Here is a 25,806-nt window from a genome sequence, read left to right as displayed (position 1 = left end):
GTGCGGTTACTTCTCTATGAACATTAACCGTGAGTTGGTCTGATACCCGTGATTGCCGTGCCAATGCGAAGGTGTGTCGCGCCTTCGAGCAGGGCTTCACGGTAGTCGTGTGACATACCCGCCGAGATGCGGGAGGCAGCGGGTTGAAGGGCGACCACCCGCTCGGAGTAACTGCGGAGGCGCGCGAACGCCTCGCGAGGGTCCTCGCCGAGCGGAGCGACAGCCATCACGCCCAGCAGCTCGAGACTCCGCGCTTCAAGCACCTGCTCGACGAGCGGTTCAAGTGCCGCTGGCTCCACTCCCCCGCGCGCGGCATCCTCCGTGAGGTTGACCTGGACGAAGCAGGGCAGGGGCGGCACACCCTCACCCGCCGCATCGAGTGCGGTAACGAGCGCCGGGCGGTCGACGGAGTGCACCACGCTCGCGTACTGCCTGACCTGCCTTGCTTTCTTCGACTGCAACTGCCCGACGAAGTGCCAGTTGAGGTCCGTGAGCCGTGCGAGCTCAGCAGCCTTCGCCGATGCCTCCTGGTGCCGGTTCTCACCGACATCCCGGACCCCGAGGTCGTAAAGCTCCTCGACAAGCGCCGCCGGGTGGAACTTGGTGACGACAATGGTCGTGATGTCAGCGCCGGTGCGGCCGCTTTTGACGAGCGCGTCGCTGATTCCGCTCTGGACAGACGCCAAACGCTCGGCCAGCGAGAGCTGGCCGAGCGTTTGTTCGTTCTCGGATGTCATGTCCTACTTGAGGAAGTCGGGGATATCGAGTTCGTCCTCGTCGGCAAAAGCCGGGTCAGCGGCCGCTGGCGGGGTCGACAGTGACTCTTCGGTGACGCGCCAGGTCTGAGGAGTCTCGGTGAGCACAGCGCCACCAGCAGGCTTCTCTGCAGCGGTGCCTGTCGAGGCGGCCGCGGCCACCGCTGGTGCACTTGTCATGACGCCACCGGTCGTGATGACGGCGTCACGAACGGACTCGCCTGCACGCGACGGCGGTTCGCCGCCATCGAAGCCGGCAGCGATGACCGTGACCCGTACCTCATCACCGAGGGTGTCGTCGATGACGGCGCCGAAGATGATGTTCGCCTCGGGGTGCACAGCTTCCTGCACCAGGCGGGCCGCGTCGTTGATCTCGAAGATTCCGAGGTTCGAGCCACCCTGGATGGAGAGCAGTACACCGTGTGCGCCCTCGATCGATGCCTCGAGCAGCGGCGAGGCGACGGCGAGTTCCGCTGCCTTGATGGCGCGGTCGGCGCCTCGCGACGAGCCGATACCCATGAGGGCGGATCCGGCACCCTGCATGACGCTCTTCACGTCGGCGAAGTCGAGGTTGATCAGGCCGGGTGTGGTGATGAGGTCTGTGATGCCCTGGACACCGGCAAGGAGGACCTGGTCTGCCGTGGAGAATGCCTCGAGCATGCTGATGCCGCGGTCGCTGATCTCGAGCAAACGGTCATTCGGCACAACGATGAGTGTGTCGACTTCTTCCTTGAGCTTGGCAACGCCGAGCTCCGCCTGCGCCTGGCGGCGACGGCCTTCGAAGCCGAATGGCTTCGTGACGACACCGATCGTCAGCGCACCGATGGACTTCGCAATCCTCGCAACGACGGGCGCGCCACCGGTACCGGTACCGCCGCCTTCTCCAGCGGTCACGAAGACCATGTCAGCACCCGCGAGTGCCTCTTCGATCTCCTCAGCGTGGTCCTCGGCGGCGCGGCGTCCGACTTCCGGGTCCGCCCCCGCACCGAGTCCGCGGGTGATCTCGCGTCCGACGTCGAGCTTCACGTCTGCGTCGCTCATGAGCAGCGCCTGTGCGTCGGTGTTGATGGCGATGAACTCGACGCCGCGAAGGCCGAGTTCAATCATTCGATTGACAGCATTGACGCCGCCGCCGCCGATGCCGACGACCTTGATTACGGCAAGGTAGTTCTGGTTTGTAGTCACGTCCGGCCTCCGGTGAGAACCCTCAACCTCAGGTTAAGGTTTAAAGTTATGCTCAGTATGCATTTCTTGTGATTGACGTTAGGGCCAGATTCGGCCCTGACAGGGACATGCCCCGCGTGTCGGGGAACCTGCTGGAAAATTTGCTGCGCTGGTCGTCAGCGCACGACGGCGACGGACGGCGAACTCACGTCATAGACGTCGAATCCGGGCTGCGACGCCATGAGCTTCGTGAGCGTGTATGCCTTAAGTTTCGACTCGTCTGCGCTCCCCCAGACAACCGTCGACTCGCTGTCGCGGAGGGTCAACGTGACGTCGTCCTTTGTTGTCGCAGTGACTTCATCCACCGTCGCGAGGAACTCCGCGGGGAGACTCCGCAGGGTGGCAGCGGCTGCGGTGAACGCATCGGTGTCCGAACCGCCACCGACGGCAATCAGCGGGTAATTGGGCGGCCTGGTCGCCGAGTCGGCGATCACGACGCCAGCGGCATCGACAACGGAGAAACCGTCGGCGTTCGGCAGGACACCGACCGGTGTACGCTCCACGAGCCGCACCACGAGCGTGGACGGTGGTCGCGCCTGGACCGAATACGACTCGATGAGCGGGTACGTGACCAGGGCTGCCTTGATGGCCGTGTCGTCGACAAGGGGAAACGGCGAACCCAGCTGGCTCGACAGGTCGTCGACAACGGCATCGGAATTAACAAGGAACGCGCCCTCGACCTGAATCTCACGCACGGAGAGCAGGGGCGTGTATGCCGCGAGCACAGCGGCAAGAGCGAGACCGACGATGCTGCCGATACCGATCAGCCAGTTGCGTCGTAACCGGCGGGAGCCGGCCGTGAAGCGCTTGACCTCTGCGCGTTCAAGTCGCTTCCGCAGCTTCCGCGCTTGACGGAGCGTGGTGGAACCGGCATCCGTCGGCGTACTCGCCGACCCGGCCCTGGATTCCTTCTCCTCGTCGACGGTGAACAGCGGGATGGGGTCAGCGGCGGAGCGCTGAGGGTCCTCGACACGACCGCCATTCCCGGGGCGATTCGCGTTCCTGGCACGGTCGGAGTGCCCGGTGGCCCCATCCCGGCCGACAGCATCAGCACTTCGGTCTGCCCTGGGATCAGCGGGCGGGTTCGCCGGTCGCTGGGGCGTAAACCCCGATGGGCGTTTCATGAAGCTAGCTCCGTGACGCGGTCAGTGAGCCGAGGAGCTGCGGAACGATGCGGTAGACGTCACCACAACCGAGGGTGATGACAAAGTCCCCCGGTCGCGCTATCGACGCGACGTAGTCTGCGGCGTCCTGCCAGTCAGAGATGAACCTGACCTTCGCCGGGTCCTGGAACTTCTCCGACACCAGGGCACCGGTTACTCCGGGCTCGGGGTCTTCCCGTGCGCCGTACACGTCGAGCACGACGGTCTGGTCAGCGTGTGACTCGAGGGTTTCGGCGAATTCGCCGGCCATGAGCCGGGTTCGGCTGTAGAGGTGCGGCTGGTGGACCGCGATGATCCGCCCGTCACCGACGACTGTTCTCGCCGCCGACAGTGCCGCTGCGACCTCGGTGGGGTGGTGGGCGTAGTCGTCATAGACGCTGACGCCGTCGACGGCGCCATGCAGCTCAAAGCGACGTTCGGTGCCGCCGAATTCAGCGATCGCAGCGAGGGATTCTGATGCACCGAAGCCGAGACCGACAAGAACGGCGAATGCGCCGGCGGCGTTGATGGCGTTGTGCTTGCCAGGAACGCGGAGCGTTGCGCCGTTGTCCTGGCCCTCGTAGCTCACGATGAACGAGACGGGGCCCTCGGTACTGATCGAAGAAACGCGGACGTCGGCATCCGGACTCTCACCGAAGGTGATGATCCGCTTGTCTGTGAGCTTTTTCGTCACCCGAACCGCTCCGGGGTCGTCAGACGAGATGACGACGAACTCCGACGCGTTCTGCGCAAACGTCACGAAGGCGTCGTCAAACGCTTCATACGAGCCGTAGTGGTCGAGGTGGTCGGCATCGACGTTGGTGATGAGCGCGACAGCAGTGTCGTAGAGCAGGAACGAGCCGTCGGATTCATCCGCTTCGACGACGAAGAGGTCGCCGCTGCCCGCTGCGCTCGAGACGCCGAGCGATTCGATGACACCGCCGTTCACGAAACTCGGGCTCTCGGAAAGACCGAGGAGCCCCGTGACGATCATGCCGGTGGATGTGGTCTTGCCATGCGCACCGGCAACGGCAACGAGTCGCTTCCCGTTGATGATCCAGGCGAGTGCCTGTGACCTGTGCAGCACCGGGATCCCTCGTTCTTTGGCGAGGAGGTACTCGGGGTTGGTCGGCCAGAGCGCGCTTGTCACCACGAGGGTGTCCGCGTCGCCGACATTCCGAGCATCGTGCCCGATCGCGATTGTCGCCCCGAGTTCGCGAAGCGCCTCGATGTTCGCAGAGTCACGCACGTCTGACCCGGTGACAGTGTGCCCCGCCGCGAGAAAGAGCCGGGCGATGCCGCTCATTCCGGATCCGCCAATGCCGACGAAATGGACGGTTCCGAGCTCTTCGGGGATCTCGATGGTGAAGTCGGGTTTGATCACTGTGTGTGCTTCCTGGTGTGGTGTTCCTGCCCGTATCGGCAGGTCGAGTGTAAGCCTGTGGGCTGGGAGTCAGGAGGAGCTGATGGCCTCACGGATGAGGGCGAGCATCCGGGTCGATCCCTCGAGGGTTCCCATCAGGCGTGACTGGACGGCCATGTCCTGGACACGCATCCGGTCGGTCATGAGCGGAATGAGCGAGGAGGACACCCACTCCGGTGTGAACTTCGAGTCGAGTACGATGACCGCGCCGCCGGCGTTGACCGCATCGGCAGCGTTGTAGCGCTGCTCTCCGTTTCCGACCGGGTACGGGACGTACGCGGCAGGAATTCCGAGGGCGCTCAACTCAGAAACAGTGGCGGCGCCCGCCCGCGAGACGGCGAAATCTGCAACCGCGAGGGCGAGGTCCATTCGGTCGCAGTACTGGGCCATGCGGTAATGGCGGGTGCCGGGGTCGGTGAGTTCGGACTTGTCACCGACGATGTGCAGGATCTGGTACCCGGCGGCGATGATGGCGTCGCGGGAATCGTAGATGGTCTGGTTCACCTTGCGCGCACCGAGCGAACCGCCGGTGGCCAGGAGTGTGGGGCGGTCGTCGGCGAGGTCGAAGACCTCCCTGCCCTCCTTTCTGGCAGCATCCCGGTCGAGCCGTTCGATTTCGCGGCGAAGCGGCATTCCCACGAATCGGGAGTTCCTCAACCTGGTGCCGTGGAAGGCGACACCGACGAACCTGGTGTACCTGGCGCCGAGACGGTTGGCGAGGCCGGGCTTCGCGTTCGCCTCGTGAATGACGAGGGGGATGCTCGCTCGCTTTGCGGCGATATACGCCGGAGCCGATGCGTAACCGCCAAAACCAACGACCACGTCGATCTCATGCGTCGAGAGCATGTCGACGACGCTCGATACGGCGTGGGAGAAACGCTTGGGGAACCGGGTAGCCGCCTTGTTCACGCGGCGGGGGAACGGAACCTTCTCGATGGTGAGCAGTTCATAACCGCGCTCGGGGACGAGCCTCGCCTCGAGGCCCTCCTTGGTTCCGAGCACGAGGATCTTTGCGTCGGGTTCGCGCTCGGTAATGGCATCCGCGATGGCGAGGAGCGGATTGACGTGCCCGGCCGTTCCTCCGCCCGCGAGTAGGTAATTAGTCATCGTGTGTAGAACTCCCCTGCCTGGGTGAATCGAGGTTTCGCCGCCTGTTCACGTGCAAATGACAGCACGATCCCGACGGCGCAGAGAGACGTCAGGAGTGCCGTCCCTCCCGCTGAGATGAATGGAAGAGGGACACCGAGGACGGGCAGCAGCCTGAGAACGACCCCGATGTTGACGAATGCCTGGCCGATGATCCAGACCAGGATCGCGCCGGTGGTGATGCGGACGAACGGGTCGGTGCTGGCACGGATCACGCGCACGAACGACACAGCGAGCAGCACGAACATCAGGAGAACGACCGTCGCTCCGATGAGACCGAGTTCCTCACCGATGATCGCGAAGATGTAGTCGTTGGATGCCGCGGGAAGCCAGGAGTACTTCTCTCGGGAGTTGCCGAGACCGAGTCCGAACACTCCCCCATTCGCCAGCGCCCATGTGCCGTGAAGCGGCTGCCAGCACAGGTTCTCGTAATCGGCGCATTCCTCGTCGAGGAAGGTGAGGATGCGCGCCATCCGGTTGGGGCTGATGAGCGCCATCACGGTGAACAATGCAATGCCGGCGAGAACGGGAACCAGGACGAACCGGAGCTTGAGATTGGCGAAGAACATCGCACCGATCACAATGCCGGCCATGATGACCACGGTTCCGAGGTCCTTACCCCCGAGCACGAGCCCGAGGGCGATTGCTGAGACGGGGACGACGGGGATGAGCGCGTGCTTCCAGTCGGAGAGCAGGTTGATCTTCTTGCCCAGGATGAAGCCGAGCCAGACCGCGAGGGCGAGCTTGAGCAACTCCGATGGCTGGCCGTTGATCGGACCGATGGCGATCCAGTTGCGGTTTCCACCCTCGGAGATACCGAGCGGTGTGAAGACCAGGAGCTGAAGGATCAGCGCGCCGAAGAGCGCCAGCCAGGCCCACTTCTTCCAGAACCGAACGGGGATCCGCGAAATGACGAGCATGAGCGGGATGCCGATGAGCGCGTAGGTCGCCTGCTTCCAGAATCCCCCGAAGAAGCCCTTGTTATCGAGGAACGAGTCGACGGACGAACTGGAGAGGACCATGACGAGCCCGACTCCGACGAGGAAGACCGTGGTGCACAGGACCAGGAGGTACGAACTGGACTCCGGGCGTATTTGCGCGCCCAGCCGAACCCGAGTACTCCTGGCGCCGGTCTCTTCGCTACGCGGACGGTCGGTTGGTGGGGCGGTCATCAGCCTCACCTTCCCATCGCTGGCGTACAGCATCCGCAAACAGTCGGCCACGTTCCGCGTAATCGGTGAACTGGTCCATCGACGCCGCGGCTGGTGCCAGGAGCACCACGTCGCCCGCGACGGCAAGTTCTGACGCCAGTTCGACGGCGCGGGGCATGACATCTTCAGTGTTGTCTGCGTCGACCTCGAGGAGGGGGACGTGCGGCGCGTGTCGCTCGAATGCGCCGAGCACGGCGCTCCGGTCCTTGCCGATGATCACGGCACCGCGGAGCCTGTCGCTGTGCCGGGCAACGAGGTCGCTGACGTCCACGCCCTTGAGCAGTCCGCCGAGAATCCAGACCACCGAAGGGTACGCGCCGAGTGACGCTTCGGCTGCGTGCGGGTTGGTCGCCTTGGAGTCGTTGACCCAGCTGATCTCGCCGCTCGTGAGGACCGGCTGGATCCGGTGGGCGTCGAGTCGGAAGTTGATGAGCGCCTCGCGCACCTGTGCGGGCGTCACGCCGAAAGACCGAGCCAGCGCGCTCGCGGCGAGCACGTTCTGAACGATGTGTGGCGCAGCGAGCCCCGCGGCAGCGAGGTCATCCACAGTGGTGATCTCGAGCGCGGACGAGAACCGCTCCTCGAGGAAGGCTCTGTCGACGACGATGCCGTCGACGATGCCGAAATCGCTCGGGCCGGGAACACCCAGGTCGAAACCGATGGCGCGCGCGCCCTCTTCGACCTCGGCTTCGCGCACGAGCGCTTCGGTGCGCCTGTCGGATTTGTTGTAGACGCAGGCCACCCTGGTGCGATCGTAGACGTGCCCCTTTGCCGCTACGTATGCCTCGAACGACCCGTGCCAGTCGATGTGGTCCATGGCGATGTTCAGGCACGCGCTCGAATACGGCGTGACGAAGTCAGGGCCGGCCTGGCCGGCCAGATAGTGCAGCTGGTAGCTGGAGAGCTCAACGACGAAGACGTCGAAGCCCTGCGGATCACGAACGGCGTCGAGCACTGGAACACCGATATTGCCGCACGGGGCGACCCTGAGGCCCGCCTGGGCGAGCATTGCTGCCGCCAGCTGGACCGTCGTGGTCTTGCCGTTGGTGCCGGTCACGAGCAGCCACTCGGCCGGCGTGCCGACCTTGTCCCTGACCCGCCAGGCGAGTTCGATATCGCCCCACACCGGGATGCCGCTAGCGCCGGCCCACTCGAGGAGTGGATGGTCGGGGTGGAACCCCGGCGAGACGATGACGACCTCTGGCCGGTGGGCCTCGAGTTCGTTCGGCACTTCGGTGAGGTCGGTCTGCACGAGGCGCGCACCGATGACGTCAACGAGTCCGGCACGCTCGTCCGTACCGACGGGAGCGAGTACGAGTACGTCAGCACCGAGCTCGGCCAGGGTGTCCGCCGCGGCGAACCCCGTTACACCGAGGCCGAGTACTGCGACACGCAGCCCGGTCCAGTCGGCGTGCCAGCTCGTCAGTGTGTTCAAGCGATCAGTCATTGTCAGCGCAGGATCCATTCGAGGTAGAACGTTCCGACGCCGGCGGCGCAGAGGAGGCCACCGACAATCCAGAAGCGGACCACGACGGTCACCTCAGCCCACCCCTTGAGTTCGAAGTGGTGGTGGATCGGGCTCATTCGGAAGATCCGCTTGCCGTGGGTGATCTTGAAGTACGCCCGCTGAACAATCACTGATCCGGTTTCGATGACGAACAGGCCACCGATGAGGACGAGGAGCAGCTCGGTGCGGGTGAGGATCGCCAGCGCAGCGATCGCCCCTCCGAGTGCGAGCGATCCGGTGTCGCCGAGGAAGATCTGTGCCGGCGAGGTGTTCCACCAGAGGAAACCGATGAGCGATCCGCAGATGGCCGCCGCGACGATGGCGAGAGCCAGCGGGTCGCGCACTTCGTAGCACTTGTAGGCCACCTCGTCGGCGAGCGAAGCGCCGAAGCAGGACTGGTTGTACTGCCAGAAACCGATGATGACATATGAACCGATCGCAAGGATCGATGCCCCTGTGGCGAGTCCGTCGAGGCCGTCGGTGACGTTCACGCCGTTCGAGGTAGCGGTGACGATGAAGCTCGTCCACAAGAGGTAGAGCACCACTCCGATGATCGGTCCGAGAATCATCAGGTTGATCGGGAGGTCGCGGGTGGCCGAGATCGCTGTCGATGCCGGGGTCACCCCTTCAGCGCTGGGGAAGTTGATCGCGAGGACGCCGAAGATCACGGCGACGATGACCTGGCCGAAGACCTTGGCCCATCCCCCGAGCCCCAGGCTGCGCTGCTTGCGCGTCTTGGTGAAGTCATCAATGAACCCCACGACACCGAGCCCGACCATCATGAACAGCACAAGGAGCGACGACACACTGATCGCATCGCCGGTGATGATCATCGCGGTGAAGAAGCCGAACAGGGTTGCGGCGATGATGACGATGCCACCCATCGTCGCTGTACCGCGCTTGGCGTGGTGCGACTTGGGACCGTCATCCCGGATGAACTGACCCCACTGGAGCTTGTGGAAGAGTCTGACGAACGCCGGGGTGAGGAAGAGCGAGAAGGCCATCGAGAGGGCGCCCGCCGTGAGAAGTGCTACCACGAGTACAGCGCTCCCAACCGGTCGCCGAGGAACCGCAGGCCGGCCGAGTTCGAGGATTTAACGAGGACAGTGTCTCCGGGGATGATCTCTGCAGCGAGGTAGTCGTACGCAGCATCCATATCGCCAAAGTACACGCTCTCTCCGTCCCACGAGCCTTCATTGATGGCGCTGATGTGCATTCGCCTGGCCTCGGGCCCGACGACGACGAGGCGAGAGATGTTGAGCCGCACCAGTTGAAGCCCGATTCTGTCGTGTTCATCACCGGCGAACTCGCCGAGTTCGCTCATCGCGCCGAGCACCGCGATCGTACGCTTTCCGGGCTCTGAGATCTGCGCGAGAGTCTTGATCGCCGCCGACATCGAGTCGGGGCTGGCGTTGTACGCGTCGTTGATGATCGTGACGTCGTCCTTGCCGCCGAGAACTTCCATTCGCCAGCGTTCCGCTCGCTCCAGGGTTTCGAGGGCGCGAGCGCTCCGTGCGAGCGGAACACCGAGGGTCGACGCCGCGGCGATGGCCGCGAGTGCATTCGACACGTGGTGTTCGCCAAGAACGCGAAGCGTGATTCGTACGGGCTCTTCGCCTGGCACGTGCGCAGTGAAGCTCGTGCCTGTCCGAGTTCCGGCGACGTCGGTAGCCCGAACGGATGCCGTGTCCTCCTGCCCGAACATGACGACGCGTGCCCTGGTCTTCTCGGCCATCGACGCGACCCGGGAATCATCGGCATTGAGGATCGCTACGGCGTTTTCGTCGAGGTCCTTGACCATCTCCGTCTTCGCCTGAAGGGTCGACTCGATGCCACCGAACCCACCGGCGTGGGCGAGGCCAACCTTGAGAACCACGCCGATGTCTGGTTTTGCCATGGCGACGAGCTTCGAGATATGCCCGATGCCGCTCGCCCCCATTTCGACGATGAGGTATCTCGTCGACTCGCTGATCCTGAGCATCGTGGTCGGCGCGCCCACCGCGTTATTGAACGAACGGATGGGCGCAACAGTCTCGTCCTCGCCGGAGAGAATGCGCTCGAGCATGTTCTTCGTGGTCGTCTTGCCGTTCGAGCCCGTGATTCCGATCACCGTGAGGTCACCTGATGCGCGAACGCGCTCAACGACGAACCGCGCCAGTTCCCCAAGCGCGACGACGGCGTCGGGGACGAGGATCTGAGCGATCGAATCCGACACCGGGTGCTCAACGATGGCCAGGGCAGCACCGCGCTCGACGGCCGCGCCGACGAAGAGGTGTCCGTCGGTGTCATCCCCGCGCTTCGCGACAAAGATCCCGCCTGGCACGATCTCGCGGGAGTCGGTCTCGACGGGTCCGTCGACTGTCGTGCCCGGGGTGGCGTCGGTGCCCTCGAGGTGGAGGACGCCGGACAGCCGATCGGCGATCTCGGACAGGGTCAATCGAATCATAGGGAGTTATCTTTCAGGCACACGAGCGCAGTCGCTGGTGCCACAGGCGCGAGAAGTGGCTGTTGCCTCGCGCACGGGGTTAGTAGTAGCCCGGGTAGTCGGCGCCGGGTGTTGTGGACGGTGGGAGTCCGTACTTCTTGATCACCTGGAGGACGGCTTCCTTGAAAACGGGTGCTGCTGCCGCGGAAGAACGCTTGAAGAGCGGGTCTTTCAGGGTCACAGTAACGACGTATTCAGGGTCGTCGGCCGGTACAACGCCGGCCATGGATGAGTAGAACGTATCTTGAAGTATACCGCCGATGATTTGCTCGCCAGTTCCGGACTTCGCCGCGACGCGGTATCCGGGAATCTCAAGCTCCTCGGACCAGAACCCCTCGGTGACGACGGTCTCCATCATTCCGAGAGTTTGCATGGCGGCCTCCTCGGAGATCACCCGTTCGGGCTTGGCCGATTCCGGCACATCGGTCACAGTGCCGTCGGGGTAGCTGCAGCCCTCCACGAGCTGAAGCGGGAGCTTTTCACCGAGGTTGCCGAGCGCCTGATACGCACCGGCGAGTTCAATACCCGTGACGTCGACGCCCTGGCCGAACATCGTCGTGTAGTACGTCTGGTTGTCCCACTCCTGCCAGGGGTGAAGCGTTCCCTGCTGCTCGCCCGGGAAATCGATGCCGCTCTTGTGCCCGATACCGAACGCGTCGAGGTAGTTGTAGCGCTTCTCAGGGCTGAGCTTCTCACCGAGCTGACTCGTTCCCGTGTTGGACGACGTCTGCAGTACTCCGGCGAGCGTGAGCTGTTGCCGCTCGTGAGGGAGCGCGTCCTTGATGCTTGCACCGTTGGATGGCTTGTACCGGTAGTCAGCGACGACCTGCGAGGCCGGCGTGGCCAGGCCCGCGTCGATGAGCGACGCCGCGGTGAGCGGCTTGAATACTGATCCGGGTTCGAAACGGTTCTGGAAAACTCGGGATCGGCGGTCGTCTGGCGCCGTGGCCGTGACATCATTCGGATCCAGCGATGGCGCCTCGGCGATGGCGCGGATCTTGCCGGTCTTTGCCTCGGTGACCGTGATGGTGCCCCACGCGGCCTGCTGCGCCTCGACCTGTGATGCGACGAGCTGCTGGAGGTACCAGTTGAGGTCGGCGTCGAGGGTGAGCTTGAGTTCTCCGCCCGGCTCCGGCTCTTTCGTGGTCGTCGTTGTGCCGGGAAGGGCGACGCCATCCTTGCTTCGCTGGTACGCCTGCTGGCCATTCACGCCCGTCAGGCAGCTGTTCTTGGCGAGCTCAAGGCCACCGAGGCCCGCGTTGTCGCTTCCGACGTATCCCACCACTCCACCGGCGACAGCACCGTTCGGATAGGTCCTGCCCGAGGTCTGCTTGGGGTAGATCCACCAGATGCCCGATGACTTGAGCGAGAGCAGGTCCTGGTACGTGTCGTACTCGACGCCCTTGATGAGATACGCGAAGTTGCTCGATGGATCGGCGGCAAGCGCGCTGTCCACGATCGCCATCAGGTCGTCGGCACTCTGGCCGGTGACAGCGCCGATCTCACTCATCGCCTGTTCGACAGTGACGGTGGACGTGGTGCCGTCTTCAGCGGTGCGCTTGAACTCGTCGACATCCTTCGGCGAGATAGTGACGTCGAAGAGCGTGACGCTCCCGGCGAGGGTGGTCCCGTTGGTGTCCACAATCGACCCGCGTGGAGCGTAGATGGTCCCCTCACTCGAGGTCTTGGCGAGAGAATCACCGACGAGCTGGTTGGCGCGGACGACCTGGATGTCGACGAGGCGGACGACAAAGACGCCGACGATGGCGATCACGCAGACTATGGCCGCTGCCACCCTGCGACGCGTCGAGAGCGAGTGTTTCACTGAGTTGGTCCTTCGCACCTAAGCCCGGCGTCTAGTGGGTTTGAGGCGACGGGATCCCGTTGTCCAACGATATGGGGGCGGTGGACGCCTCAGGGTCTGCCACGCCAGCACCCGCCGGATCCACAACCTGGTCAGGCACTGTGACGAGCGGGAGATCAGTGATGAGCGAGTTGGCAACGAGTGTCGATGCGCCGACGGGAACGCTGCTTTCCGTGGTTCCTGCGGCGGGCACTCCCACGATTCCACCGTCCGAAAGCCGGAGGTAAGCCGGAGTGCCGCTGATCACCATGCCGAGTGCCTGGGCGTTCGCAGCGATGAACTGCGGTGACGACACCTCGAGCAGGTCGTCGGTAACCGCCTGCTTCTGCCAGGTCAGCTGGGTCTGCTGCTTCGTCAATGCGGAAATCTCGTAAGCGCCGTGGCTGAGTCCAACGCTCAGGAGCAACTGTGTGACGACGATGGCGAGCACGCCGGTGACCGCACCGATGGCGTACGCAATCTTCGGCCGGGCACGGTGGGCGTCGCTCGCGGGGAGCGCCCGGAGCGGACGGGCCGGCGCCGGGGTTCTCTGCGGAACACCGGGAAGAGTCGCCGGAAACGTCGTCGCCAGGTTCGCACTCATGAGTTTTCCGCTTTCAGTCGTTCAGCTGCGCGCAAGCGGACGGGCGTCGCTCGCGGGTTCGATGCTTTTTCTTCTTCTGTCGCCATCTCGGTGCCGCGCACGAGCAGCCGGAAACGGGGGCTGTGCTCTGGCAGTTCGACCGGCAGATCGGCGGGCGAGGTTGACGAACTCGCTGCGGCGAGGTCGCGCTTCACGATCCGGTCCTCGAGGGACTGGTACGAGAGCACCACGATGCGTCCCCCAACGGCGAGGGTTCCGAGAGCGGCCGGGATCGCGCGCCTCAGGACGCTCAGTTCGGTGTTGACCTCGATGCGAAGTGCCTGGAACACACGCTTGGCAGGGTGACCGGCCCGCGAGAGCGCCGCAGGCGTTGCATCCTGCAGCACCTGGACGAGCTGGCCCGAGCGGGTAATCGGTTCGACCTGTCGTGCCTCGACGATGCGGCGGGCGTACCGCGCCGCGAGCTTCTCTTCGCCGTAGTCTTCGAAGATCCTCCGGAGGTCGCCCTCCCGGTAGGTGGCAAGGATGGTCTCGGCCGTCAGGTCGCTCGTTGAGTCCATGCGCATGTCGAGAGGTGCGTCCTGGGAGTAGGAGAAACCGCGCTCGGTCCGGTCCAGCTGCAGCGATGACACTCCGAGGTCGAACAGGATGCCATGCGCCTCGGGGAACCCGAGGCTGTCGAGGGCTTCGGCGATCCCGTCGTAGACCGTGTGAACGGGGTGGAACCGGTCGCTGAAGCGCTTGAGCCGCTCTTCGGCGATCGCGAGGGCCTCGAGGTCCCTGTCGAGGCCAACCAGCTGAAGCTCGGGGAACCGTTCGAGGAATGCCTCAGCGTGTCCTCCCATGCCGAGGGTGGCATCGACGAGGACAGCGCCCGGGTGTGACACTGCCGGGCCGAGCAGCTCGATGGTCCGCTCGAGCATGACCGGTGTGTGAATGTTGTTGAATTCCATAGCTTCTCCGGACTGCCCCTGAATCCTGATCCCCATCCATTCGGACCTGGCACCGGGGAAGTGTGCCAGGGCGAGCGAACGGCTGGGAGTCAGAGCTCAGGGACTAGAACAATCCAGGAATCACCTCCTCTGCGGTATCGGCGAATGCAGCTTCCTGCTCTTCGAGGTACTTCTCCCACGCCTCTGTGTCCCAGATCTCGGCGCGGCTTCCCGCTCCAATGACCGTCAGGTCACGAGAGAGACCCGCGTAACTCCGCAGCGAGGCCGGAACCGTGATCCGGTTCTGCTTGTCCGGTGTCTCGGCGCTCGCCCCGGAAAGAAAAACCCGGAGGTAGTCGCGGGCCTGCTTGCTCGTCACCGGCGCCTGGCGGATCTTGTCGTGAAGCGCTTCGAACTCGCGGGTGCTGAACACGTACACGCAGTGTTCCTGTCCGCGGGTCATGACAACTCCCCCTGCGAGTTCATCGCGGAACTTCGCGGGGAGGATGATCCGGCCCTTTTCGTCGAGCTTGGGGGCATACGTGCCAAGAAACATCGGCACATCCCCCTTCGTTCCGGCCAAGCATCAGGTTGACTCCACTTTACTCCACTTTGCACCACATATGTCGGAATTAGTGCTCTATTCGGGTTTTTTCTCGTAAACAGGCCTGAATTTGCAACGAACACTCAGGTGGAGGGAAATGGAGCGAAATTGAGCGCGGCGATGGATCGAGCGCGGCCCAGGGCGGGTACCCGGCACCAGAAGGCACACACGTGGGCTCAACAAGCCGGGGTAGGTGCGGCCGGTGGTGCGCAGTGGAGGAACAGGTGGAGCGCAGTGGAGGACGCGGTGGAGGACGCGGCGGAGGTGCCGCGCGCAAACGAGCGACCCGAGAAATGTGTGCGGGCGCGATGCGAAATCGGGCACAAAAAAAGGGCCGACCAGATGGTCGGCCCTCAGCGGGGTGCCGCGGACTCACGTCCGCTCAGGCATGGGGTGCTAACGCACTCTCAGTTTTCGTCCTGGCGCTTGTCCCAGCGATGGTTCATTCGATCCATGAACGACGGGGATGCCGCAGACTGCGAACGCTTGCCTGAAGCAGGAAACGGGGATTGCGGCTCCGAGGTCGCTTCGCCCTTGCCTGGACTGATGGCGAACATCACGCCGGCCAGCATGGCGGCGAATCCGATAATCCCGATGATGGGCTGCTGCAGGATTACTCCGGCGATGAGCGCTCCCGCGCCGACGATGGTGATGACACAGCCGATCGCGATATTGCGATAACTCGGGCGGCCCTTACGGTTTCCGACGGTCGATACGAAATCAGCGTCGTTCCTGTAGAGGTTGCGCTCCATCTCATCGAGAAGCCGTTGCTCCTGTTCAGACAGTGGCATGATGTTCCCCTCCAACTCGGGTGCGACGCAGGTTCATCCCTGTCGATTCTAGCCTTGCGCGGATGGCTAGGCTAGCTGTGTGAATGAAACCGCCAACCTGAACGACCTTGTCCAGTCTCGGATCGGTGAGTTCATTTCATCGCGGGAGTCAATTCTCGCCCAGGTCGGGTCAGGACTCGATCCCTTTGCTTCCTTTTCTCGGGAGTTTCTCAGCGGTGGCAAGCGGTTCCGCGCCCGCTTCTGCTACTGGGGCTGGCAGAGCGTTGCCGACTCGGCGGCAGTCGGTGACAGCGACGGTCGAGCGTCGGTCTCCGACGTGGTTTCTGCCGCGAGTGCGCTCGAGATCTTCCACGCCGCCGCGCTGATTCACGACGACATCATCGACAACTCAGACACCAGGAGGGGCGCCCCGAGCGCTCACCGTCGCTTTGAGCGCTTGCACCGCGACGGTGGATGGGCTGGTGACGCGGCAGAGTACGGCCGGGCGGCGGCGACGCTCCTCGGCGATTTGCTCCTCGGCTGGAGCGACGAGCTCCTCGACGACGCGCTCGACGGATGCTCGAGGCCCGTCGCGCGGAGCGCCAGGGCCGAGTTCAACAGGATGCGAACCGAGGTCACGGCTGGCCAGTACCTCGACATCCTCGAGGAACGAGCATGGCGCTCGCAGGACGACAGCTCGCAGCTCAGCCGCGCGCAGCAGGTCCTGATCTACAAGTCCGCGAAGTACAGCATCGAGAGCCCGCTCGCGCTCGGCGGTCTTCTCGCCGGAGCAACCCCGGCGCAGCTCTCATCGCTTCGGGCGTTCGGACTCCCCCTCGGCGTCGCTTTCCAGCTCAGGGACGATCTGCTTGGCGTCTTCGGCGATGCAGCGGTGACGGGCAAGCCAAGCGGAGACGACCTCCGCGAGGGCAAGCGCACCGTACTCATCGCTCGAACCCGCGCATCGATCCCGGCACCCGCGAGGAACATCCTCGATGAATTACTCGGCGATCCCGATCTCAACGATTCCCAGATCGCCTCGCTCCAGGCAACCATTCGCGAATCCGGAGCGGTCGACGACGTCGAGGCAATGATCGACAGCAATGTCGCCCGTGCCATAGCGGCGCTCGACGCGGCCCCGCTCTCGGCGACGGCGACCGGACAGCTCAGAGAGCTGGCGGATGCCGTTACCCGCCGAACCTACTGACGCACCCGCTGACCGGGGCCGGCCCGGTCACGTGAGTCTTGATCAGGCCAGCGCCTGAGCCACTCGACGGACCTCGGCCTTGCGACCGGCGCGCAGCGCGTCGATCGGGGCGGCGAGGAGGCTTTCCTCTTCTTCGAGCAGCCAGCGCATGGCGTCGTCGTCGCGGAACCCCGCGTCAGCCAGCACGAAGAGCGTGCCGCGGAGTTCACTGAGGGGCTCGTTGTCGCGAAGGAAATCGGCGGGAACGCTCAGGACCCCGTCGCGCTTGACGGCGAGCAACTGGCGTTCCTCGATCAGCTTGCGGATGCGGCTCTGGGTCACCCCGAGTGCGTCGGCGAGGTCGGAAAGGGTCAGCCACTGTCGCTCAGGAAACATGTTCGTCACGGTACGAGTCTGCCACGTCGCGCCGATCGATCTCACCTCCGGCCGACGCGCACGCAGTTCACACCAGCCACACGGGTCACACGGGCCCCGATGATTGACTCCCGGCACAGATCTATGGGAGCGTATGAACCGGATGTCACACGAACGGGGGTCATTCCATGTCGTTGCCACCAGCGTCTCACCTGCTTTCCCAGAACCTGCCAGCTGTCGACGGGTCGGCCGAGCGCGCCCTCACCGAGAGCGCGACCAACTCGCGTGCACACGGACGCCGTCGGGCGCGCAACCTCACTCTCCCGCTGGTCCTGACCGGATCACTCGCCGCCAGCATGCAAATCGCCCTGCCGGCAGCCGCCCACTCGCCGATGTCCTCGCCCAAGCCCCGCTCGAGCGTCCCGGCTCCCACTCCCACGACAGCCGCGCCGACGCCCCTCACGATTCAGGCAGCGCCCGCCCAGTACACGGTGGAGTCCGGCGACACTATTTCGGGCATCGCGTCGAAGTTCGGCCTGGCAACGGCATCCGTTCTCGCCTTGAATGGGCTCGGCTGGTCGAGCATGATCTTTCCTGGGCAGACTCTTCTTCTCACCGGCGCAACAGCGAGCCCGGACGCCGCGCAGCCCACGCCTCCGCCTCCCGCCCCATCGTCGTCGACCTACACCGTCGTCTCGGGTGACACGGTGTCCGGGATTGCTTCGGCACACGGCGTGAGTGTCGCCGCGGTGTTCGCCGCGAACGGTCTGAGCTCGGGCAGCATCATCTACCCGGGGCAGGACCTCGCCATTCCCGGCGGCAGCCCAACGTCGGCGGTGCCGGCTCCCGCCCCCGCGCCAGCCCCGGCGCCACCGACCGAAGCCGCGATCACACCGATGACCGCCGAGATGCGCTCAAACGCCGCGATCATCGTCTCGACCGCCCGGGCCATCGGCGTGAGCGACCACGGGATCGTCATCGCCCTCGTCACCGCTGCGCAGGAGTCAAGCCTCCGCAACGTTCAGCACGGCGACAGGGACTCGCTCGGCCTGTTCCAGCAGCGCCCGAGCATGGGCTGGGGCACCGCGGAACAGGCCCTCGACCCCGTTCGCGCAACGAAAGCTTTCTTCGGCGGGCACGTCAACCCGAACCCCGGACTCACGACGGGACTCCTCGACATCGACGGGTGGGAGTCGCTCACGATCAGCGCCGCCGCCCAGGCTGTCCAGAAGTCTGCTCACCCCGACGCCTACTCGAAGTGGGAAGCGTCAGCGCGGAGCTGGGTCTCCGAGCTCGGTTGATCAGGCTGGCGCCGACAATACTACGATCGGGTCACGAATTGCCCCTGATTAGTGGGCCTTGCGGTGTTTTGTCAGCGCCACGGCCGCGACCATCCATAGACTTTCGTTCGTGACAACCAGCCAGCAGACCGACCCGATTATCGGCCGTCTCATCGACGACCGATATGACGTGCGTTCGCGCATCGCGCGGGGCGGCATGGCGACGGTCTACCTCGCCACCGATCTGCGTCTTGAACGCCGCGTGGCCATCAAGGTCATGCACGGGCACCTGGCTGACGACAGCAACTTCCGCAATCGGTTCGTGCAGGAAGCGCGGAGCGCGGCGAGGCTTGCCGATCCGCACGTGGTGAGCGTGTTCGACCAGGGCCAGGATTCCGACCTCGCGTACCTGGTCATGGAATACCTGCCGGGGATCACCCTCAGGGAACTGCTTCGCGACCACGGCAAGCTCACGGCACGCCAGGTCATCGACATCATGGATGCCGTGACGAGCGGCCTCGCAGCAGCGCACCGCGCCGGAATCATCCACAGGGACGTGAAACCGGAGAACGTCCTCCTCGCCGACGACGGCCGGATCAAGATCAGCGACTTCGGACTGGCCCGTGCCGCGAGTGCGAACACCGCGACAGGACAGTCCCTGCTCGGAACCATCGCCTACCTCTCCCCCGAGCTCGTCACCCGAGGCATCGCTGACGCCAGAAGCGATATCTACGCCCTCGGCATCATGATGTACGAAATGCTCACCGGCGAGCAGCCGTACAAGGGCGAACAGCCCATGCAGATCGCGTACCAGCACGCCAATGAGTCGGTCCCACGGCCCAGTGCGGTCAACCCGGATGTGCCGGACGCCCTCGACGACCTCGTCCTCTGGGCAACGGAACGATCACCGGACGAGCGTCCGAGCGACGCCAGGGAAATGCTCGAGCGGCTGCGCGAAGTAGAGAAGCAGCTTGGTTTCGGCGGTGCAGCGAGCACCCAGGCGACGATGGTCATGGCTAGCCCGCCCGCAAGCGATACCGCGGGTTTCACGCAGGTTCTGACATCCCCCTCGATGCGTGCGGACCCAGTGGATCCCGATGACCCTGCGTCTGCGCTCAGCGCGGTGACGGCGAAGAGACGGACCAGGGGGTACTGGATCCTCGGCCTTGTCCTGATCCTTGCCGCACTCTCCGGAGGCACCGGCTGGTATTTCGCTGCCGGTCCCGGTTCGCACGTCTCGGTACCGTCGCTCGTCAACGAAAGCCCAGAATCCGCCAGCCAGATCCTCACCGATCTCGGCCTCACCGTAACGCCCGGCGAGGAATACAGCTTCGACGTCCCTGTCGGTCTCGTATCGAGCACAGACCCAGGAGACGGCGCCCTGGTCGACAAGGGCTCGAGCGTCACGGTCAATGTGTCGCTCGGGCGCGCGCCTGTCACCGTACCTGCCCTCGCCGGGATGCCCCTGGCCGACGCCGAGGCATATCTCAACGACAACCGCCTCACCCTGGGCAGCGTCGACCAGCAGTTCAATGACGACGCGGCCGACGGCATTGTCCTCTCCGCTGCGGATGCCGCATCGGGCGCGGATGTTTCGGGCGGCGGCGAGATCCTCCAGGGCGAGACGATCAACCTCGCTGTTTCGCTCGGAGGTATCCCCTCCGTCGGCGGGATGAGCCCGGACGAGGCGAGGAGTGCGCTCACCGGGCGCGGACTCGTTGTCGCCGACAAGAGCAAGGAAGAATTCAGCGACGAGGTCGCCAAGGGCGTTGTGATCAGGGCTGAGTTGCCCGATGGCACCATCCGTCCAACCGACACCGCTACCCTCGTCGTCTCGAAGGGCGAAGACCTCGTTACGGTTCCGGATGTCGTCGGGAAGGTGCTCGCCGAAGCGAAGGCCGAACTCGAGGACCTTGGATTCACGGTCAAGGTGATCAGCGACGTCGCCGAGACGAACTGGGGCTTCCCGCTCGTCACCGTCGACCAGTCCGACCCCGCGGGCGGAACGGCGATCAAGCGTGGGGCGACGGTCACGCTGACCTCATACCTCTTCGAAGCGCCCTAGCCAGCGGGGCGTGGTGAACGCGCCTGCCGCCGCGGTCGAACCCGGTACGCACGAAACCCCCTGACCGCTGGTCAGGGGGTTTCGTTGTCGAACGAGCTGAAACTACTTGGCGAGCTCTTCAGCAACGAGGAAGGCGAGCTCAAGAGACTGCATGTGGTTGAGCCTCGGGTCGCACAGCGACTCGTACCGCGTCGCCAGTGCCGCTTCGTCGAGTTGCTCCGAACCGCCGAGGCACTCGGTGACGTCGTCGCCCGTGAGTTCGACGTGGATCCCGCCCGGGTGGGTCCCCGCGTGGCGGTGTGCCTCGAAGAAGCCCTTCACCTCGTCGACGACGTCGTCGAACCGACGTGTCTTGTACCCGTTCGGCGTCGTGATTCCGTTGCCGTGCATGGGGTCGGTGACCCACAGCGGGTTGGCATCGGTTGCCTTGATCGCCTCGAGCAGCGGAGGAAGTGCGTCACGGATCTTGCCAGCGCCCATCCGCGTGATGAACGTCAGACGTCCTGGCTCACGGTTCGGGTCGAGCTTGTCGATGAGCTTCTGCATCGTCTCCGGAGTCGTCGTCGGGCCAAGCTTGACCCCGATCGGGTTGCGAACCCGCGAGAGGAAGTCGACGTGCGCGCCGTCGAGGTCACGCGTGCGCTCCCCGATCCAGAGGAAGTGGGACGAGGTGTTGTACGGAGTTCCCGTTCGGGAGTCGATCCGCGTCATGGGGCGCTCGTAATCCATGAGCAGGCCTTCGTGGCCCGTGTAGAACTCGACGCGCTTGAGTTCGTCGAAATCCGCGCCGGCGGCTTCCATGAACCTGATGGCCTTGTCGATGTCATGAGCGAGTTGCTCGTAGCGGTGGTTCGCCGGGTTGGACGCAAAGCCCTTGTTCCAGCTGTGCACCTCACGAAGGTCGGCGAACCCACCCTGCGTGAACGCGCGGATGAGGTTGAGCGTCGAGGCGGCCGTGTGGTACCCCTCGACCAGCCTGGCGGGGTCGGCACGGCGTGACTCAGGCGTGAAGTCGTACCCGTTGACGATATCGCCGCGGTACGCCGGAAGGGTCACGTCCCCGCGGGTCTCCGTGTCGCTCGAGCGCGGCTTCGCGAACTGGCCGGCCATGCGGCCCATCTTGATGACGGGCATCGATGCGCCGTATGTGAGCACGACAGCCATCTGCAGGATCGTCTTCACGCGGTTACGGATCTGGTCGGCTGTGGCACCGGCGAACGTCTCGGCGCAGTCCCCACCCTGGAGGAGGAAAGCATCGCCGGATGCCGCGCGAGCGAGCCGTTCGCGGAGAATGTCCACTTCACCCGCGAAGACGAGCGGGGGGAACGAGGCGATCTGTGCTGACGCGCGCGCAACGGCATCCGCGTCGGGCCATGACGGCTGCTGCTTGATCGGCAGTTGGCGCCAATAGTCCAGACCGGAAATCACAGAGTCATCTGCCACTACCACCGGATCGATTGGATCTGCCACGGAACGTCCTGTTCTGAAATGAGGAATGCCCGTTTCGAGTGCGAACGGGCCAAGTTCCAGACTAGCGCGATTCGATTGCGCCCTTATCCTTGACGCTCGTCGCATACACGTCGACGTATTCCTGCAGGCTGAGGCGCTGCAGTTCGTACATCAACTCGTCGGTGATGGAGCGAAGGATGAACCTGTCGCCCTCCATGCCCTCGAAACGGCTGAAGTCGAGCGGCTTGCCGATGATGATACCGATGCGGCGGATGCGCGGAAGCGTCGTGCCGATCGGCATCATCTTCTCGGTGTCGATCATCGCGACGGGGATGATCGGGACTCCGGCCTCAAGAACCATACGCGCGACACCGGTACGGCCGCGATACATCTTCCCGTTGGGGCTGCGGGTTCCCTCCGGGTAGATGCCCAGGAGGTCACCTCCCCCGAGAATCCGGAGGCCTGTGTTGAGGGATGCTTCCGACGCCTTACCGCCTGACCTGTCAATCGGCAGCATTCCGGTCGCCGTCATGAACATGCGGGTCGCCCAGCCTTTGGGGCCTTTGCCCGTGAAGTACTCACTCTTGGCGAGAAAGGAGATCCGCCGATCCAGATAGAGCGGGAGGAAGACGGAGTCGATCACCGAGAGGTGATTGGAGGCGAGGATGGCTCCCCCGGTCTTCGGCACGTTCTCCTGCCCGATCACCCAGGGGCGAAAGATGGATTTCAGGATGGGGCCAGCCACCATGTGCTTCATGAACCAGTAGAACATCGTCGTCCCAGTATCCTCTACAGCTCGACCGGCAGTGTGCGCCTGGCGGCGACGCGCGCAAGATCGGCCGCACCAACGACACCGGCGTTGTTGACGAGTTCAGCGATCCTGAACTCAGGCTCGGGGTGGTATCCCCTGGCCGGGAGGTGCTCGAGGTATGACGCACGGATGGGTTCGAGGAGCAGGTCTCCGGCCTGGGCCACTCCGCCGCCGATCACAAACAGCTGCGGGTCGAGAACCGCCCCGAGGCTCGCGCACCCCTGCCCGAGCCAGCTCCCGAGCTGTCGGAGCGCAGCGACGGCGCCGCCGTCTCCGGCAACGATCAGCTCAGAGATGTCGTGTCCGGTGAGCGTTCCCACCTCGGCTCGCCGATCGGCGAGGATCTGCCCGATACCACCGGCATCGGCGAGTTCATTGGCGAACCGGAGAAGCGCGCGTCCTGAACCGTACTGCTCCAGGCAGCCGTGCTGGCCGCATCCGCACGGATAACCGTCGGGGATGAGCCGCATGTGTCCGAGTTCGGCGCCGGCGCCGAAGCCGCCGCGGAAGAGCCTGTCATCGGTGACGATGGCCCCGCCGACCCCCGTTCCGATGGTGAGCATGACCATGTCGCTGAACAGTCGACCCGCCCCGTAACGGAACTCGGCCCAGCCTGCGGCGTTCGCGTCGTTGTCGATGACGATAGGGAGGTCGAGCCGCGCCGACAGTCGAGCCTGGAACGGTTCGTTGCGCCAGCTGATGTTCGGCGCGTAATACACGGTGGACTGGGCAGCGTCGATGAAGCCGGCGGCAGCGACACCGACCCCGTCGATGTTCCTGCCGGCCGCGAGGACACTCACCATCGAGACAACGGCATCCTCGATCAATTCGGTGGTCGTCGGCGTCGGCACCCGGGTTTCGCTCACGATCTCGCCGTCTTCATCGACGAGCGCACCGGCGATCTTCGTTCCACCGATGTCGATACCGATTGCGTGCACGCGAAATCCTCCAGAAGGGATGGGTTCGAGACCTGACAGAAGCGACAAGGGCGGACCGCGTCGGTACCGAACAGTTTAGCGATCAGGCCCAACCGCCGCCATCTGACGGGCGTTGGGGGCCCCGCACCCCTAGAGTAGACGTACCCTGCCCCTCTAGGTACCGAAGGAGATACCTTGGAACAGTTCGATGCACCAGCAGTTGTCGCCGCCGACCCGAACGCGAACACAACGGATCTGCTGGTCGAGCGCGTGAAGCTCACGCCAACAGCGCCACTCTTTGCCCTCCCCGTCAATGGCGGGTGGCAAGACGTCAGCGGTGAAGAATTCCTCCGTCAGGTCGTCGCTCTCGCCAAAGGCCTCGTCGCCGCCGGAATTCAGCCTGGCGACAAGATCGGGCTCATGTGCAAGACGAGCTACGAGTGGACGCTCATCGACTTCGCCACCTGGTTCACAGGCGCCATCCTCGTGCCCATCTACGAGACCAGCTCGCCAAGCCAGGTCCAGTGGAACATGGAGGACTCAGGAGCGGTCGCCGTCATCGTCGAGACCGCCGATAACTTCGCACGCTTCGACGAGGTCCACGCAGACCTCCCCCTGGTGCGGAACGTCTGGCAGATCGCCCTCGGCGACCTCGGCAAACTCGCCGCATCCGGCACCGACGTCACTGACGCCGAGATCGAGCGCCGACGCTCGCTGGCCGTTGGATCGGACATCGCGACCCTCATCTACACGTCGGGTTCGACGGGCAAGCCCAAGGGCTGTGTCATCACCCATGCCAACTTCGTCGAACTCTCCAGGAACTCCGCGGTGGCTCTGCACGAAGTGGTCGACGGAAAGAACGGCGCATCGACGCTCCTCTTCATCACCCTCGCCCACATCTTCGCTCGCTTCATTTCGGTCCTGAACGTGCACGCCGGAGTGAAGACGGGGCACCAGCCTGACACCAAGCAGCTGCTCCCCTCGCTGGGCTCCTTCAAACCGACGTACCTGCTCGCCGTTCCCCGCGTGTTCGAGAAGGTATACAACTCGGCCGAGCAGAAGGCAGAAGCGGGCGGGAAGGGCAAGATCTTCCGTGCCGCTGCCGACGTCGCCGTCGAGTACTCGAAGGCGAAGCAGGCCGGAAAGGTCCCGTTCGCGCTCAGGGCGAAGTACCTCGCATTCGACAAGCTCGTCTTCAACAAGCTGCGCACCGCCATGGGCGGCAACGTCAGGTACGCGGTGTCAGGCTCAGCGCCACTCGGCTCTCGCCTCGGTCACTTCTTCCACAGCCTTGGCATCGAGATCCTCGAAGGCTACGGGCTGACCGAGACGACCGCGCCAGCGACGGTCGGCCGACCGGGCAAGACCCCCATCGGTACCGTCGGACCTCCCCTTCCCGGTGTGTCCATCCGGACGCTCGACGACGGTGAGATCGAGGTCAAGGGTCTCAACGTCTTCAAGGAGTACTGGAAGAACCCCGAAGCGACAGCTGAAGCCTTCAATGACGGCTGGTTCCGCACCGGTGACCTCGGCGCGTTCGACGCCGACGGCAACCTCACCATCACGGGACGCAAGAAGGAGATCATCGTCACGGCAGCGGGCAAGAACGTCGCTCCCGCCGCTCTCGAAGACCCGATCAGGTCGAACCCCGTCGTCGGCCAGGTTGTCGTCATCGGTGACCAGCGACCGTTCATCTCAGCGCTCATTACCCTGGACTCGGAGATGATCGGCACCTGGCTCGGCAACAACGGTGAGGACTCCGGTCTTTCCCTGGTCAACGCTTCGAAGAACCCCGCCGTGCTGGCCGAGATTCAGCGGGCGATCGATTTCGCGAACACGCGGGTGTCTCGCGCCGAATCGATCAGGAAGTTCGTCGTACTCGCAACCGAGTTCACCGAGGCGAGCGGCCATCTGACGCCGAAACTCAGCATCAAGCGGCACGTGATCCTCAAGGACTTCGCCGGCGACATCGAGGGAATCTACGCGGACGCACCGACGCAGGGCATGTCGCTCAAGTAGGTCGGTGACTGCCGGTCGGCAGCACTCCTCAGCAGAATGAGAACACCCGTTCCGGATA

General features: G+C 64.3%; 22 protein-coding genes. 4 read left to right on the top strand and 18 right to left on the bottom strand.

Annotated elements, in window-relative coordinates:
* Positions 1-23: 23 nt before the first annotated feature.
* The 14 genes from C3E77_RS06490 to C3E77_RS06425 all read right to left on the bottom strand — a co-directional run bounded on the left by C3E77_RS06490 (position 24) and on the right by C3E77_RS06425 (position 15,667).
* The gene (locus C3E77_RS06490) at positions 24-737 is read right to left on the bottom strand and encodes a YggS family pyridoxal phosphate-dependent enzyme (protein WP_108390881.1); all 714 of its coding nucleotides are present in this window, start codon (positions 735-737) and stop codon (positions 24-26) included.
* A gap of 3 nt (positions 738-740) precedes the next feature.
* Positions 741-1,940, bottom strand: a complete 1,200-nt coding sequence (gene ftsZ / locus C3E77_RS06485; protein ID WP_108390880.1) for a cell division protein FtsZ — start codon at positions 1,938-1,940, stop codon at positions 741-743.
* A gap of 155 nt (positions 1,941-2,095) precedes the next feature.
* Complete coding sequence (locus tag C3E77_RS06480; protein ID WP_108390879.1) at positions 2,096-3,103, bottom strand: cell division protein FtsQ/DivIB; 1,008 nt, start codon at positions 3,101-3,103, stop codon at positions 2,096-2,098.
* A gap of 4 nt (positions 3,104-3,107) precedes the next feature.
* Complete coding sequence (gene murC / locus C3E77_RS06475) at positions 3,108-4,505, bottom strand: UDP-N-acetylmuramate--L-alanine ligase (RefSeq protein WP_108390878.1); 1,398 nt, start codon at positions 4,503-4,505, stop codon at positions 3,108-3,110.
* Positions 4,506-4,574: 69 nt separating this feature from the next.
* Positions 4,575-5,651, bottom strand: coding sequence for a UDP-N-acetylglucosamine--N-acetylmuramyl-(pentapeptide) pyrophosphoryl-undecaprenol N-acetylglucosamine transferase (locus C3E77_RS06470; RefSeq protein WP_108390877.1), 1,077 nt, complete (start codon positions 5,649-5,651; stop codon positions 4,575-4,577).
* Positions 5,648-6,862, bottom strand: coding sequence for a putative lipid II flippase FtsW (gene ftsW / locus C3E77_RS06465; RefSeq protein ID WP_108390876.1), 1,215 nt, complete (start codon positions 6,860-6,862; stop codon positions 5,648-5,650). Before ftsW ends, C3E77_RS06470 begins: the two co-directional genes overlap by 4 nt.
* Positions 6,831-8,348: a UDP-N-acetylmuramoyl-L-alanine--D-glutamate ligase gene (gene murD / locus C3E77_RS06460; protein ID WP_108390875.1), complete on the bottom strand. Its 1,518-nt coding sequence runs from the start codon at positions 8,346-8,348 to the stop codon at positions 6,831-6,833. Before murD ends, ftsW begins: the two co-directional genes overlap by 32 nt.
* A 2-nt stretch (positions 8,349-8,350) precedes the next feature.
* On the bottom strand, positions 8,351-9,445 hold the full coding sequence (mraY, locus tag C3E77_RS06455; protein ID WP_108390874.1) for a phospho-N-acetylmuramoyl-pentapeptide-transferase: 1,095 nt from the start codon (positions 9,443-9,445) through the stop codon (positions 8,351-8,353).
* Positions 9,439-10,854, bottom strand: a complete 1,416-nt coding sequence (locus tag C3E77_RS06450; RefSeq protein ID WP_108390873.1) for a UDP-N-acetylmuramoyl-tripeptide--D-alanyl-D-alanine ligase — start codon at positions 10,852-10,854, stop codon at positions 9,439-9,441. Before C3E77_RS06450 ends, mraY begins: the two co-directional genes overlap by 7 nt.
* A gap of 79 nt (positions 10,855-10,933) precedes the next feature.
* Positions 10,934-12,718: a peptidoglycan D,D-transpeptidase FtsI family protein gene (locus C3E77_RS06445; RefSeq protein WP_162924930.1), complete on the bottom strand. Its 1,785-nt coding sequence runs from the start codon at positions 12,716-12,718 to the stop codon at positions 10,934-10,936.
* 31 nt (positions 12,719-12,749) lie between these two features.
* Complete coding sequence (ftsL, locus tag C3E77_RS06440; RefSeq protein WP_108390871.1) at positions 12,750-13,340, bottom strand: cell division protein FtsL; 591 nt, start codon at positions 13,338-13,340, stop codon at positions 12,750-12,752.
* Positions 13,337-14,293, bottom strand: a complete 957-nt coding sequence (gene rsmH, locus C3E77_RS06435) for a 16S rRNA (cytosine(1402)-N(4))-methyltransferase RsmH (RefSeq protein ID WP_108390870.1) — start codon at positions 14,291-14,293, stop codon at positions 13,337-13,339. The genes ftsL and rsmH overlap by 4 nt, the downstream gene beginning before the upstream one ends.
* A gap of 103 nt (positions 14,294-14,396) precedes the next feature.
* Entirely contained in the window at positions 14,397-14,828 is a 432-nt protein-coding gene (gene mraZ / locus C3E77_RS06430) for a division/cell wall cluster transcriptional repressor MraZ (RefSeq protein ID WP_108393140.1), read from the bottom strand.
* A 455-nt stretch (positions 14,829-15,283) separates the two neighbouring features.
* Entirely contained in the window at positions 15,284-15,667 is a 384-nt protein-coding gene (locus C3E77_RS06425; RefSeq protein WP_108390869.1) for an SCO2097 family morphological protein, read from the bottom strand.
* A gap of 79 nt (positions 15,668-15,746) precedes the next feature.
* On the opposite strand from C3E77_RS06425, the gene C3E77_RS06420 reads away from it, so the two are divergent.
* Positions 15,747-16,853 (top strand): polyprenyl synthetase family protein, encoded by a 1,107-nt coding sequence (locus C3E77_RS06420; protein ID WP_108390868.1) that lies wholly within the window; start codon positions 15,747-15,749, stop codon positions 16,851-16,853.
* A gap of 42 nt (positions 16,854-16,895) precedes the next feature.
* On the opposite strand, the gene C3E77_RS06415 is transcribed toward C3E77_RS06420, so the two are convergent.
* Positions 16,896-17,228, bottom strand: coding sequence for an Rv2175c family DNA-binding protein (locus C3E77_RS06415; RefSeq protein WP_108393138.1), 333 nt, complete (start codon positions 17,226-17,228; stop codon positions 16,896-16,898).
* A gap of 206 nt (positions 17,229-17,434) precedes the next feature.
* On the opposite strand from C3E77_RS06415, the gene C3E77_RS06410 reads away from it, so the two are divergent.
* Positions 17,435-18,508: a lytic transglycosylase gene (locus tag C3E77_RS06410; RefSeq protein ID WP_418288073.1), complete on the top strand. Its 1,074-nt coding sequence runs from the start codon at positions 17,435-17,437 to the stop codon at positions 18,506-18,508.
* Positions 18,509-18,617: 109 nt separating this feature from the next.
* Positions 18,618-20,552 carry a Stk1 family PASTA domain-containing Ser/Thr kinase gene (gene pknB, locus C3E77_RS06405; RefSeq protein WP_108390866.1) on the top strand — a complete coding sequence of 645 codons (1,935 nt, stop codon included), beginning with the start codon at positions 18,618-18,620 and terminating at the stop codon, positions 20,550-20,552.
* Positions 20,553-20,654: 102 nt separating this feature from the next.
* Here pknB and C3E77_RS06400 read toward each other — a convergent pair whose 3' ends face one another.
* The 3 genes from C3E77_RS06400 to C3E77_RS06390 all read right to left on the bottom strand — a co-directional run bounded on the left by C3E77_RS06400 (position 20,655) and on the right by C3E77_RS06390 (position 23,750).
* A complete protein-coding gene (locus tag C3E77_RS06400) occupies positions 20,655-21,980 on the bottom strand; it encodes a class II 3-deoxy-7-phosphoheptulonate synthase (RefSeq protein WP_232528849.1) in 1,326 nt (441 codons plus the stop codon).
* Positions 21,981-22,083: 103 nt separating this feature from the next.
* Positions 22,084-22,773 carry a lysophospholipid acyltransferase family protein gene (locus C3E77_RS06395; RefSeq protein ID WP_108390864.1) on the bottom strand — a complete coding sequence of 230 codons (690 nt, stop codon included), beginning with the start codon at positions 22,771-22,773 and terminating at the stop codon, positions 22,084-22,086.
* Positions 22,774-22,790: 17 nt separating this feature from the next.
* Positions 22,791-23,750, bottom strand: coding sequence for an ROK family glucokinase (locus tag C3E77_RS06390; protein WP_108390863.1), 960 nt, complete (start codon positions 23,748-23,750; stop codon positions 22,791-22,793).
* A 174-nt stretch (positions 23,751-23,924) separates the two neighbouring features.
* Here C3E77_RS06390 and C3E77_RS06385 point away from each other — a divergent pair, with 174 nt between their 5' ends.
* Positions 23,925-25,748 (top strand): AMP-dependent synthetase/ligase, encoded by a 1,824-nt coding sequence (locus tag C3E77_RS06385; RefSeq protein ID WP_108390862.1) that lies wholly within the window; start codon positions 23,925-23,927, stop codon positions 25,746-25,748.
* Positions 25,749-25,806: the final 58 nt, after the last annotated feature.

The organism is Mycetocola zhujimingii (assembly GCF_003065425.1).
Taxonomy (GTDB): Bacteria; Actinomycetota; Actinomycetes; order Actinomycetales; family Microbacteriaceae; genus Mycetocola_A; species Mycetocola_A zhujimingii.
Note: the sequence above shows the minus strand (reverse complement) of the source record. Positions and strands in the feature narration are given on the sequence as shown.

Excerpts from the sequence above, each read along its gene's own strand:
- C3E77_RS06425 (WP_108390869.1), bottom strand. The coding sequence starts at position 15,667 with ATGCCACTGTCTGAACAGGAGCAACGGCTTCTCGATGAGATGGAGCGC.
- C3E77_RS06490 (WP_108390881.1), bottom strand. The coding sequence starts at position 737 with ATGACATCCGAGAACGAACAAACGCTCGGCCAGCTCTCGCTGGCCGAG.
- mraZ (WP_108393140.1), bottom strand. The coding sequence starts at position 14,828 with ATGTTTCTTGGCACGTATGCCCCCAAGCTCGACGAAAAGGGCCGGATC.
- C3E77_RS06415 (WP_108393138.1), bottom strand. The coding sequence starts at position 17,228 with ATGTTTCCTGAGCGACAGTGGCTGACCCTTTCCGACCTCGCCGACGCA.
- rsmH (WP_108390870.1), bottom strand. The coding sequence starts at position 14,293 with ATGGAATTCAACAACATTCACACACCGGTCATGCTCGAGCGGACCATC.
- C3E77_RS06480 (WP_108390879.1), bottom strand. The coding sequence starts at position 3,103 with ATGAAACGCCCATCGGGGTTTACGCCCCAGCGACCGGCGAACCCGCCC.
- murD (WP_108390875.1), bottom strand. The coding sequence starts at position 8,348 with ATGACTGATCGCTTGAACACACTGACGAGCTGGCACGCCGACTGGACC.
- ftsL (WP_108390871.1), bottom strand. The coding sequence starts at position 13,340 with ATGAGTGCGAACCTGGCGACGACGTTTCCGGCGACTCTTCCCGGTGTT.
- C3E77_RS06470 (WP_108390877.1), bottom strand. The coding sequence starts at position 5,651 with ATGACTAATTACCTACTCGCGGGCGGAGGAACGGCCGGGCACGTCAAT.
- ftsW (WP_108390876.1), bottom strand. The coding sequence starts at position 6,862 with ATGACCGCCCCACCAACCGACCGTCCGCGTAGCGAAGAGACCGGCGCC.
- C3E77_RS06450 (WP_108390873.1), bottom strand. The coding sequence starts at position 10,854 with ATGATTCGATTGACCCTGTCCGAGATCGCCGATCGGCTGTCCGGCGTC.
- C3E77_RS06395 (WP_108390864.1), bottom strand. The coding sequence starts at position 22,773 with ATGTTCTACTGGTTCATGAAGCACATGGTGGCTGGCCCCATCCTGAAA.